General features: G+C 65.9%; 12 protein-coding genes. 6 read left to right on the forward strand and 6 right to left on the reverse strand.

Translation table 11 applies throughout. The features are described from left to right. Positions 1-50 precede the first annotated feature (50 nt). Positions 51-1,181 (forward strand): dihydroorotase, encoded by a 1,131-nt coding sequence (pyrC, locus tag FPZ61_RS05140; RefSeq protein WP_185465261.1) that lies wholly within the window; start codon positions 51-53, stop codon positions 1,179-1,181. On the opposite strand, the gene FPZ61_RS05145 is transcribed toward pyrC, so the two are convergent. The 5 genes from FPZ61_RS05145 to FPZ61_RS05165 all read right to left on the reverse strand — a co-directional run bounded on the left by FPZ61_RS05145 (position 1,118) and on the right by FPZ61_RS05165 (position 7,364). Beyond that, positions 1,118-2,401: a cation:proton antiporter gene (locus FPZ61_RS05145; protein WP_255441381.1), complete on the reverse strand. Its 1,284-nt coding sequence runs from the start codon at positions 2,399-2,401 to the stop codon at positions 1,118-1,120. The two genes, pyrC and FPZ61_RS05145, sit on opposite strands and share 64 nt — an antisense overlap. A 125-nt stretch (positions 2,402-2,526) precedes the next feature. Next, complete coding sequence (locus FPZ61_RS05150; protein WP_185465263.1) at positions 2,527-4,056, reverse strand: bifunctional orotidine-5'-phosphate decarboxylase/orotate phosphoribosyltransferase; 1,530 nt, start codon at positions 4,054-4,056, stop codon at positions 2,527-2,529. Between the two features lie 49 nt (positions 4,057-4,105). Then, positions 4,106-4,852: a succinate dehydrogenase/fumarate reductase iron-sulfur subunit gene (locus tag FPZ61_RS05155; protein ID WP_185465264.1), complete on the reverse strand. Its 747-nt coding sequence runs from the start codon at positions 4,850-4,852 to the stop codon at positions 4,106-4,108. Beyond that, on the reverse strand, positions 4,849-6,759 hold the full coding sequence (locus tag FPZ61_RS05160; protein WP_185465265.1) for a fumarate reductase/succinate dehydrogenase flavoprotein subunit: 1,911 nt from the start codon (positions 6,757-6,759) through the stop codon (positions 4,849-4,851). The genes FPZ61_RS05155 and FPZ61_RS05160 overlap by 4 nt, the downstream gene beginning before the upstream one ends. After that, positions 6,759-7,364 (reverse strand): succinate dehydrogenase cytochrome b subunit, encoded by a 606-nt coding sequence (locus FPZ61_RS05165; protein ID WP_255441382.1) that lies wholly within the window; start codon positions 7,362-7,364, stop codon positions 6,759-6,761. Before FPZ61_RS05165 ends, FPZ61_RS05160 begins: the two co-directional genes overlap by 1 nt. Before the next feature lie 139 nt (positions 7,365-7,503). On the opposite strand from FPZ61_RS05165, the gene FPZ61_RS05170 reads away from it, so the two are divergent. From FPZ61_RS05170 to FPZ61_RS05180, 3 genes are all read left to right on the forward strand, one after another. Next, a complete protein-coding gene (locus FPZ61_RS05170; RefSeq protein WP_185465382.1) occupies positions 7,504-8,640 on the forward strand; it encodes a PQQ-dependent sugar dehydrogenase in 1,137 nt (378 codons plus the stop codon). A 78-nt stretch (positions 8,641-8,718) separates the two neighbouring features. Then, positions 8,719-9,732, forward strand: coding sequence for a sensor domain-containing diguanylate cyclase (locus FPZ61_RS05175; RefSeq protein WP_185465267.1), 1,014 nt, complete (start codon positions 8,719-8,721; stop codon positions 9,730-9,732). A gap of 500 nt (positions 9,733-10,232) precedes the next feature. After that, positions 10,233-11,123, forward strand: a complete 891-nt coding sequence (locus tag FPZ61_RS05180; RefSeq protein ID WP_185465268.1) for a transglutaminase family protein — start codon at positions 10,233-10,235, stop codon at positions 11,121-11,123. Between the two features lie 18 nt (positions 11,124-11,141). On the opposite strand, the gene FPZ61_RS05185 is transcribed toward FPZ61_RS05180, so the two are convergent. Beyond that, complete coding sequence (locus tag FPZ61_RS05185; RefSeq protein ID WP_185465269.1) at positions 11,142-11,489, reverse strand: 4a-hydroxytetrahydrobiopterin dehydratase; 348 nt, start codon at positions 11,487-11,489, stop codon at positions 11,142-11,144. Between the two features lie 421 nt (positions 11,490-11,910). On the opposite strand from FPZ61_RS05185, the gene FPZ61_RS05190 reads away from it, so the two are divergent. Both FPZ61_RS05190 and FPZ61_RS05195 read left to right on the forward strand, forming a co-directional pair. Then, positions 11,911-12,150 (forward strand): DUF3136 domain-containing protein, encoded by a 240-nt coding sequence (locus tag FPZ61_RS05190; protein WP_185465270.1) that lies wholly within the window; start codon positions 11,911-11,913, stop codon positions 12,148-12,150. Positions 12,151-12,248: 98 nt separating this feature from the next. After that, positions 12,249-12,884 (forward strand): hypothetical protein, encoded by a 636-nt coding sequence (locus FPZ61_RS05195; RefSeq protein ID WP_185474761.1) that lies wholly within the window; start codon positions 12,249-12,251, stop codon positions 12,882-12,884. Positions 12,885-12,890 lie beyond the last annotated feature (6 nt).

Below are 12,890 nucleotides of genomic sequence, written 5' to 3' on the forward strand. Positions count from 1 at the left end.
CGGATCGCCCCGGGCGGGAGAATGGTTGGCCAGCACCCGATCATCCCTTCATGGCGGACCGCCCCGACAGCCTGGTCATCCGCCGTCCCGACGACTGGCACGTTCATCTGCGGGATGGGGCCATGCTGCGGGCCGTGGCACCCAGCACCGCCAGGGTGTTCTCCCGGGCGATCGTGATGCCCAACCTGGTGCCACCGATCACCACGGTGGCAGCGGCGGTGGCGTATCGCCAACGCATTCTCGAGGCGGTGGAGGGTCAGGCTGGTTTCCAGCCCCTGATGACGGCCTACCTCACCGACACGATCGATCCCGGCGAGCTGGAGCGGGGACAGCGCGACGGTGTGTTCACAGCTGCCAAGCTCTATCCGGCACGGGCCACCACCAACGCCGAGGCCGGGGTGAGCGATCTGGCGCTCATCGCACCGGTGCTGGAGACCATGGAGCGGATCGGCATGCCGCTGCTGATTCACGGGGAGGTGACCGACCCGGAGGTGGATGTCTTCGATCGCGAAGCGGTGTTCATCGAGCGCCACTTGGCCCCCCTGCTGCAACGACACCAGGGGCTGAAAATGGTGTTTGAGCACATCACCACCAGCGAAGCTGTGGCCTTCGTTGAGGCAGGACCGCCCAATCTGGCCGCCACAATCACCCCCCATCACCTGCAGATCAACCGCAATGCCATGTTCCGGGGTGGCTTGCGTCCTGATGCCTACTGCCTGCCCGTGGCCAAGCGGGAGCTGCACCGGATCGCCCTGCGGGCCGCAGCCACCTCCGGCCATCCCAGGTTTTTTCTCGGCACCGATTCAGCTCCCCACGGGCGTGCGGCGAAGGAATCGGCCTGCGGCTGCGCCGGCATCTTCAATGCCCCCCACGCGCTCGAGAGCTACGCCCAGGTGTTCGAGCAGGAGGGCGCACTGGAGCGGCTGGAAAACTTCGCGTCGGTCTACGGGCCCCGCTTCTACGGCCTTCCGCTCAACGACGACTCGATCGAGCTGCTGCGCCAGCCCCTGGACGTCCCCCTGCAGCTGGAGCTGGGGGGAGAGGGCGAGGAGCCCGAGCTTCTGGTGCCCTTTCAGGCTGGTGAAACCCTGCCCTGGCGGATCGCAGGATCGCCCCGTCAGGAGGCCAGACCCGGCTTGGCGGGGGGGGAGGGCACCAGCCCGAGAACCCTGGCCAGGTAAGGCAGGCTGATGCCCTGAACCAACAGATTGACCACCACCACGATGAAGATGATGCTCTCGGCATTCCGGCTCAGCTCGTCAACGATGGCCGGATCGATGCCACGAACCCTGGGGATCGCCAGGCTGAGATCATGGGAGAGGGCGAGTGGAACGGCACCGCGCAGTCCGCACCACGACACCAGCAGTGACTCCTTGAGGCTGAAGGGTGAGAATGGCTGAAACATCAGCACGCTGATCGGCCGGGCCACCAGCATCAGACCGAAAGCCGCGAGGATCCCGATCGGCAGCGCATCGATCAGATCCGGGGGATAGACCAGAAGCCCGAAGACCAGGAAGATGGTGATCTCCGCCATCGTGTTGAAGGGGAGCAGCACCTCCTGGATCGTGATGTGATTGATCTCGGGTGATCGATACACGCTGCTGGTGAGGAACAGTCCTGTCACGTAGATGGCAATGAATCCCGAGCCCCCCAGGGAGGTGGCCACGCCATAAACCACAAAAGCGATGGACATGGCCACCAGCAGCAACTGGGAACGCTCCTCCACGAGGTAATTGACAACGAAGCGGGCCAGATAGCCGAACACGAAACCCACCACCAGGCCAGCACCGATCTGCTGCAGGAAGATCCTGACCTGGGTGAGCACCGTGCTCTCCAGACTGGATACTGATCCAGCCGCGCCTGCGGTCACGAAAATGCCCACCACCAGGCCGTAGAAGAGCAGCGCGGAGGGATCGTTCACCGAGGATTCGAACTCCAGCAGATGCTGCAAGCGCAAGGGAACCTTTCGGCGCACCGATCGCAACACGCTCAGAGTGGCTCCGGCATCGGTGGAACCAAGACAGGCGGCGATCAGCATGGCCGCGCCCAGTGGAATGGCCTCGGTCCCTCCCAGCGAGAGCGCGCCGGCATTGGAGGAGCCCAGAAACCAGAGCACACTCCCCAGAATCAGCGAAGAAACCACCACCCCGCCGACGGCCAGAAGGATTCCATACTCGAAGAATCCCCGGATGGCCGTCAGATCCGTCTTGAGCCCGGCGTAGAACAACAGCAGTGCCAGGCCCAGCAACTGAAAGTTCGCCGCCTGTGCACGGGTGATGTCGAGTGTGCTGACGTTGATCGACAGACCAAGCAGCAGCACGCCGAGGATGGCTGGGATGCCGATCTTCGGCGAGAATCTGCTGATGGTCAGCGTTCCAAGGAACAGAACGCCGACGAACAAGAGATGGGTCTGGATTGGAAAATCCAGAGCATTCATCTGATCGGATGACACCTCGGCCAGAACCATGGAAACCGTTGGGGTGTTGAGCATCCGTTTAGGCGTTGTTGTAATCGGTGGTGACGGCCTCAGGCCGTGGCCTGCACGGCTTTGGCAGGCACTGCGCCGGTGTGCTCGGCCAGCAGGTCGGCCTGTTGCTGGCTGAGGCGCCCGGCCGCACGCAGAACGGAAGTGATCCGCTCGATCCCCACCACTGCATGGCAGGTGTAGCCCGCCGAGGCCAGCCGGCCGGAGGCGTTGCCGCCGTGGTCGATGAAGACCACCACGTCGCGCACCTTCAGGCCCGAGGACTCCAGCTTGCCGATGCCCTCCAGCACGCTTCCGCCCGTGATCAGGATGTCATCGACGACCACAACCGTTTCGCCTTCCTCGAAATCCCCTTCGATCAGTCGCCTGGCCCCGTGGGCCTTGACCTCCTTGCGCGGGTAGATGAGCGGCACATGCAGCTGCAGCGAAAGCCCCGTGGCCGTGGGCAGGGATCCATAGGGAATGCCGGCGATGCGATCGAACTTCAGGTGGCCCAGGGGTTCCGCATAGGCATGGAGCACTCGGTGGAACAGATTCGGATCCGAGATGATCCGGCGAAGGTCGATGTAGTAGTTGAAAACAGCTCCGGAGGCCTGCACATACTCCCCGAACAGCAGGCAGCCGATGTCGAACAGATCCACCAGCAATTCATCGAGTCGCTGATCATCGACGTGCTGGTCTTCCAGGCGCTGCTGCTCGACGCTGCCGGCGTCGACCCTCTGGGCAGGCAGCCAGAGGTCACAGCGGTCAGCCGTTCCGCCCTCCCAGTGGGCCCGCATAGTCTCGATCTGCCGGCGCAGGGCCCGGGTGCCAGCGGCCATGCCCTCCTCCACCAGCAGGTGCTGGGGCAAAGGCAGCAACAACCCATCTGCCGAGGCGTTGAGGCCGGCCTTCAGCAGCGCCTCCAGCCGCTCCTCCTCCCCCCAGAGACTGCGCAGGATCAGAAAACGCTCAGGTGCCTCCCGCCGCACCCGGGCCAGCACGGCGGGATCACTGGTTCCCACCTCCAGCAGCAGATGCTCCGGTGTGCCCCAGCGCTGGGTCTCGCGCACGATCGTGATGTAGAGCGGGTCGTCTTCATCGGGGTGGTGCTGCACCACCCGGGAGCTGGGGTTGGAGCTGTGGCAGGTGAGCACCACGGCCCGGTCGGGATAGAGCAGGAAGGGGGCGGCGATGTCCTGGCCGGCCAGGGGGGAGAGGGTCACCGCATCCACACCGAGGTCGCGGAACAGGTAGTGGGCCAGGGCTGAAGAGGTGTTGAGGTCGCCGTGCTTGGCATCAAGGATCAGCGGCAACTCCAGCGGTACCAGTTCGCGCACCTCCCGCAACAGCTCGATGCCGATCGGCCCCAGGGCCTGGTAAAAACCCAGACTCGGCTTGTAGGCGCAGACGCTGTCGGAGGTGGCCTCGATCACCGCCTTGATCCAGCGGCGGGCCTGGGCCAGGAATGAGCCACTGCCGGTGTTGTGGCGCGTCCAGGTCTGCAACATCTCCGGATTGGGATCCAACCCGGTGATCAGCAGCGACTGGCGGCTGGCCATCGCTTCGGTGAGTTTGACGAAAAAGCTCATGGCGCCTGCCCCTCGGCCAGCATGGCAGTGCAGGCCACCTTCCGCCCGCTCAGCTTCTGGCGTGGCGGTTCATGCGGCTGATCAGAGCGGAAGGAATCTCCTTCGGGCAGGCGGCGGCACACTCCAGCTGGTTGCCGCACACTCCGAAGCCCTCCTGGGCCATGCGCTCGCGCAGCCGCCTGGAGCGCTGGGCGGCTTCCGGCTGCCCCTGGGGCAGAAGGTCGAGATGGGCCAGCTTCGCTGCCACGAACAGGCTTGCCGAGGCATTGGGACAGGCCGCCACACAGGCGCCGCAGCCGATGCAGCTGGCGGCTTCAAAGGCCTGGGCGGCCAGTTCACGGCCCACCGGAAGGGCGTTGGCCTCCGGGGCGCTGCCGATGTTCACCGACACATACCCCCCGGCCATCAGCACCCGATCAAGGGAGGAGCGGTCGACGGCCAGATCCTGGATCAGGGGGAAGGCTCGGGCACGCCAGGGCTCGAGGGTCAGTGTCTGTCCATCGCTGAATTCACGCAGGTAGAGCTGGCAGACGGTGCTGCCGCTCTGGGGACCCTGGGCCTGGCCGTTGACCAGGAAACCGCAGGAACCACAGATGCCCTCACGGCAGTCGTGCTCGAAGTGGACCGGCCGCTCGCCCTCCAGCAGCAACTGCTGGTTGAGCCGATCAAGCGCCTCCAGCAGTGACAGATCGGGGCTGAGGCCCGTGAGGCGGTACGTGAGGAAGCGACCAGCGGGCTCGTCGTGACGCTGGCGCCAGATCCGCAGTGCCAGGCTGAGGCTGGAGGCGTTGCTCATCGGTAACTGCGGGCCGTGGGGTGGATGGCGCGGAAGCTCAGGGGCTCCTGATGGCGGAGGGGCTCTCCCTCCGCTCGCCACTCCCAGGCGGCGATGTGGCAGAAGTCGTCGTCGCGGCGCAGGGCCTCGCCGTTCTCGCTCTGGTGCTCCTCGCGGAAATGGGCGCCACACGACTCCTCTCGCGACAGGGCATCGCGCAGCATCAGGTCGGCCAGCTCGAGGTAGTCCTCCAGCTGCAGGGCCTTCTCCAGCTCGGGATCGAGTGGCGTGCCGGGATCGGGAAGCAGCAGCTCCTGCTGGAAGCCTTCACGCAGGGCGGCCACCCCCTCGATCCCTTGACGCAGGCCTGCCGCCGAGCGGCTGATGCCGCAGCTCTCGATCAACAGGGTTCCCAGCTGGCGCCGCAGCACTTCCGCCGGCTGGCGGCCGCCGATGGAGCGCAGGTGGGCGATGCGTCGGCGAACCCCCTCCAGAGCTTCGCGGCAGCTGGGGTGATCCTCCCCGAGCTTCGGGTGTGGCTGATCGGCCAGCCAGGCCGGAACGGTGGCCGGGGCGATGAACAGCCCATCGGCGAGGCCCTGCATCAGGGCACTGGCACCGAGCCGGTTGGCGCCGTGTTCGGAAAAGTTGGCTTCGCCCAGCACGAACAGGCCAGGGACCGTGCTCATCAGGTGGTAATCCACCCAGAGGCCCCCCATGGTGTAGTGGGGAGCGGGATAGATGCGCATCGGTTCCCGGTAGGGATCAGAGCCCGTGATGCGCTCATACATCGAGAAGAGGTTGCCGTACCGGCCTTCGATCACGGACCGCCCCTGGCGCCGGATGGCCTCGTCGAAATCGAGGTAGATCGAACGGCCAGTGGGGCCCACCCCATGGCCGCTGAGGCAGAGCTCGCGGGAGCGCCTGGAGGCCACGTCGCGGGGCACCATGTTGCCGTAGGCCGGGTAGAGCCGCTCGAGAAAGTAGTCCCGCTCAGCCTCCGGCACCTGATCGGGTGGCCGTTGATCCCCTGCCCGTCGCGGCAGCCAGACCCGCCCGTCATTGCGGAGGCTCTCGCTCATCAAGGTGAGCTTGCTCTGGTCGGGATCACCGCTGGGGATGCAGGTGGGGTGGATCTGGGTGAAGCAGGGGTTGGCCAGCAGAGCTCCGCGGCGGTGGGCACGCCAGATCGCGCTGGCGTTGGAGCGCACGGCGTTGGTGGAGCGGTGGAACACGTTGCTGTACCCACCGCTGGCCAGCACCACGGCATGGGCCGTGTGGGTCTCGAGGGAACCACTGAGCCGGTGGCGGCAGATGGCACCGCGGGCCACACCATCAACGGTGATCAGATCGAGAAGATCCCGCTGGGGGCAGAGTTCCACCCGTCCGGCCTCCACCTGTCGCAGCAGGGCCTGAACAACGCCGTAGAGCAGCTGCTGGCCGGTCTGGCCGCGGGCATAGAAGGTCCGGCTCACCTGGGAGCCGCCGAAGCTCCGGTTGGAGAGGGTCCCGCCGTACTCCCTGGCGAAGGGCACCCCCAGCGCCACGCAATGGTCGATGATCGAGCCGCTGATCTCGGCAAGCCGGTGACAGCCGGCCTCACGGGCGCGGAAATCACCACCCCGCACCGTGTCGCGGAACAGGCGCTCGACGCTGTCGCCATCGTTCTGGTAGTTCCTGGCCGCGTTGATGCCCCCCTGGGCCGCCACGGAATGGGCGCGCCTGGGGCTGTCGTGGTAGGTGAGCAGCCTCACCCTGTAGCCCTGCTCGGCCAGGCTGGCGGCCGCAGAGGCGCCCGCCAGGCCACTGCCCACCACCAGCACCCGGTAATGACGCCGGTTGGCCGGCGCAATCAGGGGCAGCTCCTGCCTGCGACGGCTCCAGGCTTCGGCCACAGGGCCTGATGGCAATCGGGGATCCAGTCGCATCAGAGCCCGATCCGAGCCAGGGTGCCGGAGGCCCGCAGCGCCAGGGGCAGCAGGGCGAAGCCTCCTCCCAGCACGGCAGCCAGCACACGGCTGGCCAGGCGCAGGCCGGGAGCATTCTGCTCATCCAGCCAGCCAAGGCTGCGGGTCAGGCTCTCGGCGCCGTGGAGGAGATGCAAGCCCAGGGCCACCCCTGCCAGCACATAAAGCAGCACGGCCCAGGGGCTGGCCAGCGCCAGCAGCAGGGCTTCGCGCTCCAGACCCTCGCCGGGCCGGGGCCAGCGCAACTGCCAGAGATGGACCCCAAGGAACAGCAGCATCAGCCCGCCACTGAAGGGAGCTGTGCGTCCCGCCAGGGCCGCCAGGGGTTGAAGGCGACGGCTGCGCCACTGGGCGTAGGGCACCACGCCCCGGGCCCGACGGTTGGCGAGCACCCGCTGCAGGGTGTGGGCCAGGTGGGCCGAGGCGGCCAGCGTCAGGATGATCTCCAGGTATGGCAGCCAGCTGGCGTGATGCAAGGCCGTGGCGTAATGCTCGAAGGCCGCTGGATCCAGCAGCACCAGGCCGACTCCCAGCCCGTGGGCGACAACGAACGCGATCAGAATCAAACCTGTGATCGGTACTGCCTGGGCCATGCCTGTGCCTGCTTTCCAGCCCTCGCATCGGCCTCACTGGAGTTTAGCGAGGCAGGCCTGTCTCCCCGCGTCGGCTGGGCTGAAACGCGGCATTGCCCTGCTGGCGGTGCTGATGCTGGGCGTTGCACCGGGCTGCTCCTGGGCCAGGCAGGAGTCAACGGTCGCTGAGGAACCTGGAGTGCGGCGCACGGTGCTGGTGCGCGGCTTGGAGCACCCCTGGGGCCTGGCCTGGTTGCCCGATGGCGACCTGCTGATCACCGAGCGCCCGGGGCGGCTGCGCCTGGTGCGCCAGGGGGTGCTGGATCCCAGGCCGATCGCTGGACTGCCACCGCTGCTGGCCATGGGCCAGGGCGGGCTGCTGGATGTGGCTGTCCACCCAAGCTTCGCCAGCAACCAGTTGGTGTATTTCACCTACGTGGCAGGAGATGCCGCGGCGAACCAGACCCAAGTGGGCCGCGCACGCCTGCTCGATCACCGCCTTGAGGAGCTGTCTGTGATCCATCGGGTGAAGCCACCCAAGCCCGGCGGTCAGCACTTCGGCTCGCGTCTGCTATTTCTCCCGGACGGGACTCTGCTGGTGTCGGTGGGCGATGGCGGCAACCCACCGATCCAGATGGAGGGCAAGGCGATCCGACTCCAGGCCCAGAACAAGGCCAGTGGTCTGGGCAAGATCCTGAGGCTGAACGACGACGGATCCATCCCCGGGGACAACCCATTCCGCTTGGATCCTGGAGCTGATCCTGCCGTCTGGAGCCTGGGTCACCGCAACATCCAGGGGCTCGCCTTCGACCCTCTGCAGCAGCGGATCTGGGCGAGTGAGCATGGCGCCAGGGGAGGGGATGAGCTCAACCAGCTCGTGGCGGGGGGGAACTATGGCTGGCCCGTGGTGACCCACAGCCGTGAGTACTTCGGACCCGAGATCTCTTCTCTCAGGAGTGCCCCGGGCTACGAGGACCCTCGGCTGGTCTGGACCCCGGCCATCGCCCCTTCGGGTCTGGCCATGGGCAGCGGCCGCGCAGTCAGGGCCTGGAAGGGAGATCTGTTTGCCGGTGGCCTCGTGTCGCGCGATGTGCGCCGCATCCAGCTGAGTCCATCGGGGGAGGTGCTTGAGCAGAGCAGCCTGGCGGTGGGCGCCCGGGTGCGGGCGGTGAGCGAAGGGCCCGACGGCCATCTGCATGTGCTCACCGACGAGGCCAGCGACGGCGCCCTGATCCGGCTGGAGCCGGCTGGATCAGGCAGCACTCCCTGATGCAGGCGGCCTGGACTCGGGGAGTCGCCCGGCGTAACCGCTCTGCCTAGATTGGTTTCAGGGCTGTGGGCGGATGACGTGATCGAGACCTCTGGGGATGCGTCGGCCCGCTCCTATCCCGTTCCAGCCGATGAAGCCCTGCGGCTGCGCGATCTCCAGCGTCATCAGTTGCTCGATCGCCCCGGCGACCATCACTTCGATCGGATTGTGAAGCTGGCGAGCGCGATCTTTCAGGTGCCGATCGCCCTGATTTCTCTGGTCGACAAGGATCGCCAGTGGTTCCTCTCCCGCGAGGGGCTGAAGGTGAGCGAAACCCCGCGGGAGGTGGCCTTCTGCGCCCACACCATCGCCACAGACGACGTGCTGGTGGTGCCCGATGCCTCCCGGGATGAGCGATTCAGCAGCAATCCTCTGGTGGTCGCTGACCCTGGCATCCGTTTCTACGCGGGGGCCCCTCTGCGCTCCAGCGAGGGGCACAACCTCGGCACCCTCTGTGTGATCGACAAGAAGCCGAGGGAGTTCAGCCCCGAGCAGAAGCAGCAGCTGCGCATGCTCGCCGAGGTGGTGATGCGCGAAATCGAGTGGCGCCGCGACGCCACCCTCTGCCCCGTCACGGGTCTCTCCAACCGCGGTGCCCTCTTCTCCGTCGGTCAGCGCGAGATGGAGCAGGCGCGCAGCGCCGATGAGCCCATGGCTCTGATCTGCCTCGACATCGACAACTTCCGCCAGATCAACAACCGCTGGGGACACCCCGCTGGTGACCAGGTGCTGCTTGATTTCAGCCACCTCTGCAAGAGGTTCGTACGCGAGCAGGATTTCATCGCCCGCCTCGGCGATGAGGAGTTCGTGATCCTGCTGATCGGTCAGAGCGGCGAGTCGGCTCTGGAGATTGCCGAGAGCATCCGAGACGCCACGGGTCGGATGAGCGGCGTGTTCTCCCACTCGGGTTACCACCTCCACATCAGTGGTGGTGTCTCGGCCCTCGCCCACGACGACACCAGCTTCGGCGACCTGGTCGGGCGGGCCGAGCAAGCCCTGGAACTGGCCAAGACCAACGGCCGAAACCAGATCGCCACCCTGTTCAGGGTGTGACGGATCCCCCCACAGGCCTTAAGGAACAGCGGGCAGGGGTTAGGATCTTGATGTCAGGTCGAAGCCTGTGAGCCGCGCAGCTCACACCAGGCCTGTCCCAGCACCGCGTCTGCCCCATCGCTTCCCGGGGCGACCATCAGGTTCACAACGCCACCCGTCACGCCGGTCCTTCAGGACCTGCGGGTGTCGCCCGGTGCAGAAACCATATCCAGACCACTTCCAATTCCCATGAACACGTTCTCTTCCCCGTCGGCAGTTTCTCCCACCTCCCGTCCGAGCAGCCGCTCCAGCAGGCGTAACGCCAGCCAGCGAAACCGCCGCCCAGGTCCGGCCTCCCCACGTTCGAATCGCTTCGGCACCAAGCCCCCAAGTGGCCAGCATCAGGCTCCCCCCAGCTGGGAGGATCTGCTCGGGCGTCGCTGAAGCAAGCCGCGGTCTCAAGCCTCTGCCTGGCAGCATCGTCAACTGCGCGGAATCCATCAGCCTGCGCACCCACCGGCATGCTCTTCGAGATCCACCATTCCATCCGTTTTCACTACGATCACCCGGTCTTCCTTGAGCCGATGACCGTGCGGCTCAGTCCTCGGCAGGATGCGACGCAGCGGTTGCTCGAGCATGAGCTCACCGTGTCGGAAGCTCCGGCTGGACACAGCCGGATTCTCGAGGCCGATGGCACCGATGCCAGGGTTCTCTGGTTCAGTGACAAACGGGAGCAGCTGCAGCTCCAGGTCAGATCGGTCGTGGAGACTCTGCGGCGGAACCCCTTCGACTGGATCCTCACCCACCCCGACGCCCAGCGCCTGCCGGTGACCTATCCCGTGGCTGAGGCCGCGTCCCTCGCCCCAGCGTGCGCCGGGGGTGGTGGCAGCCAGGCCATCCCGGACTCCATCCGAAGCTGGGCGAATGAACACGCGGCCAGTGTCGACCACGCCACCCCGGCCTTCCTGATGCGCCTGGCTGATCAGATTCACCATGGCTTCCACCACATCGGCCGCCTCGACGGCGAACCGCTCAGCCCCGAGGACACCCTCTCCAGCCGCTGCGGGGCCTGTCGTGACACCGCCATGCTGTACGTGACGGCCTGTCGCAGCCAGGGGCTGGCGGCGCGGTTCGTGAGCGGCTATTCCATGCATCACCCTCCGGAGGTGAGCGAACACGAACTGCACGCCTGGGCCGAGGTGTATCTGCCTGGAGGCGGCTGGCGTGGCTATGACCCCAGCCTCGGGCTGGCTGTGGCTGATGGCCACGTGGCCCTGGCGGCGGCGCCGGATCACCGCATGGCGGCTCCCACCACAGGGACGTACCGAGGAACCGATGTGGGATCCCGGCTGGGCTACACAATCCAGCTCAGGGCCATGGATTCTCCCCCCCCCGATCACGCGGGGGAATGAGCCGAATGAGCCGGTTGCTCAGGTCAGGGGGGCGGCCGGCATTTCTCCGATCGCATCGAGCTTGGCGGCCAGAACCGCATCGGCACGGGTGAGGCCACCCACCTTGTGGGTGTAGATCACGGCCTCGGCACGGCCCCATCCCAGGGAGAAATCAGCGTGGTGCCCAGCGGCTTCACAGACCGCGCCAGCCTGGTTGACCCAGTCGAGTGCCGATTGAAAATCGGGGAACGACCACACCTTGTGGAAGTGATGGTGGTCGACCACATGCCAGCCGCTCAGGCTGGGGAGGAGCTCATCAAGCTCCTCGCTGGTGAGGGTGGGTGCGCCATCGCGGCAGGGGACGCAGCGCTCGTCGCTCAGTTGCATGGCTGGGCCGATCGGGACCCCAAGTCTGGCGAAGGGAGCGCAGCGCTGCCATGACACTCCAGAGACCGTCACAGGCTGAGGGCCGCGACCAATCTGTTCCCGGCCAGGGCGATCGATTCGCTCTAGGTATTTCTCCTCAGAAATGACCGTGATTTCGGCTTGCTCCGATGACATTATCTTTCAAGTTCATGGGTTCATCCACCGCCAACCCCTTGTGCCGGCCATGGCCCTGGAGGCGCCGGATCGCGCCCTGTCGGTCACGCGGCCAGCAGAGACAAGAGCGCTTTGCCAATGGAGGTTTAGGCTTCTGTGTATCCGAAAGCCGCTGAATGCCGGATCGACCTTGGCTGACGGACATTCTGATCGTCCCAGCGTCCAGACCGGAAATCATTCGATCCACTTCCCTCCATAACCCTTCTCCATGGCCATGACTGAAGCTGCCTCCCTGACGGTCGGCGAGCTTGAGGCGAACTATCACCTCTATTGCAAAGCCATGAAAATGTTGATCAAGGAGGAAAGAACCTCCCAGGAGATCCAGCGAACTGTGTGCTGGAGCCGCCTGGAAACATTGCACAATTGCCTTCCGGGTATGTACAAGGCGCCCGACTATCTCTTTACCCTGCTGCGGCGAGAACACCTCCAGAATAAGAATTCGAAATAACTTCCTCCTGCTGAGCACTTGTCAGGCCGTCAGCCCTGCTGCAGGCTGATGTCCCCTGACCTCAGGCCATCCTGATGCACCTCGGAGCGCCCTACAGAATGCCCGCGCGAGCCTCATTGCGGCGATCCGCACGGCCCAGGCGATGGGCAGGGATTGTTCTGCCGGCGTTGCTTGGTCTGCTGGTCTTCAGCCCCAGCCGGGTGCCGGGGCAGTCGGCTGTCCCCCAACCGGCGGCGGACCAACCGGCCGCCGAGCCCCCAACGGGCAAGGAGAAGGAACTGCTGGAGAAGATCCGCAAGCTCAAGGCTCCCCGCTGGCGCAGCTTCGGCTCCTGCCAGTACGACTGGACTTCCTGGCGACTGAGCGAGAAAGGGGTTCGAACCACCAGTTTCCAGTGCGGTGAACCTCCGATCACGGGCAATGTGGCGGTCTACTGCCCCAGTCTGAGGATCAGCCGCCGTGTCGCCGATGCCGACTGGGAGTCCTGGCGACTGCCCTTGAGCGTGGCTGAGTCGGCGGCCACGGGCGGTGAAGACAAGATGGTGGCCAATCTCTGTGCCAATGCCAGGCCTCAGCCCAATGCGGCCAGCAAGGCACCCTCCCAGCCGGGAGCGGCCAGCACGAGCAAGCCGAAGGTCAACACCCCTCCTCTCCAGCCCAAATCGCCAGCTCCGGCTCCAGCCAAACCTCCCGCCAAACCTGCTGCCAAACCCCCCGCCAAACAGGCCCCTTGAGCCCGG

This window comes from Synechococcus sp. BSA11S, assembly GCF_014224355.1.
Lineage (GTDB): Bacteria > Cyanobacteriota > Cyanobacteriia > PCC-6307 > Cyanobiaceae > Regnicoccus_A.

What these genes read in the sequence shown, in the direction of transcription:
- pyrC (WP_185465261.1), top strand. Translation starts at nt 51, where the DNA reads ATGGCGGACCGCCCCGACAGCCTGGTCATCCGCCGTCCCGACGACTGG.
- FPZ61_RS05150 (WP_185465263.1), bottom strand. Translation starts at nt 4,056, where the DNA reads ATGAGCTTTTTCGTCAAACTCACCGAAGCGATGGCCAGCCGCCAGTCG.
- FPZ61_RS05155 (WP_185465264.1), bottom strand. Translation starts at nt 4,852, where the DNA reads ATGAGCAACGCCTCCAGCCTCAGCCTGGCACTGCGGATCTGGCGCCAG.
- FPZ61_RS05160 (WP_185465265.1), bottom strand. Translation starts at nt 6,759, where the DNA reads ATGCGACTGGATCCCCGATTGCCATCAGGCCCTGTGGCCGAAGCCTGG.
- FPZ61_RS05170 (WP_185465382.1), top strand. Translation starts at nt 7,504, where the DNA reads ATGCTGGGCGTTGCACCGGGCTGCTCCTGGGCCAGGCAGGAGTCAACG.
- FPZ61_RS05180 (WP_185465268.1), top strand. Translation starts at nt 10,233, where the DNA reads ATGCTCTTCGAGATCCACCATTCCATCCGTTTTCACTACGATCACCCG.
- FPZ61_RS05185 (WP_185465269.1), bottom strand. Translation starts at nt 11,489, where the DNA reads ATGCAACTGAGCGACGAGCGCTGCGTCCCCTGCCGCGATGGCGCACCC.
- FPZ61_RS05190 (WP_185465270.1), top strand. Translation starts at nt 11,911, where the DNA reads ATGGCCATGACTGAAGCTGCCTCCCTGACGGTCGGCGAGCTTGAGGCG.
- FPZ61_RS05195 (WP_185474761.1), top strand. Translation starts at nt 12,249, where the DNA reads ATGCCCGCGCGAGCCTCATTGCGGCGATCCGCACGGCCCAGGCGATGG.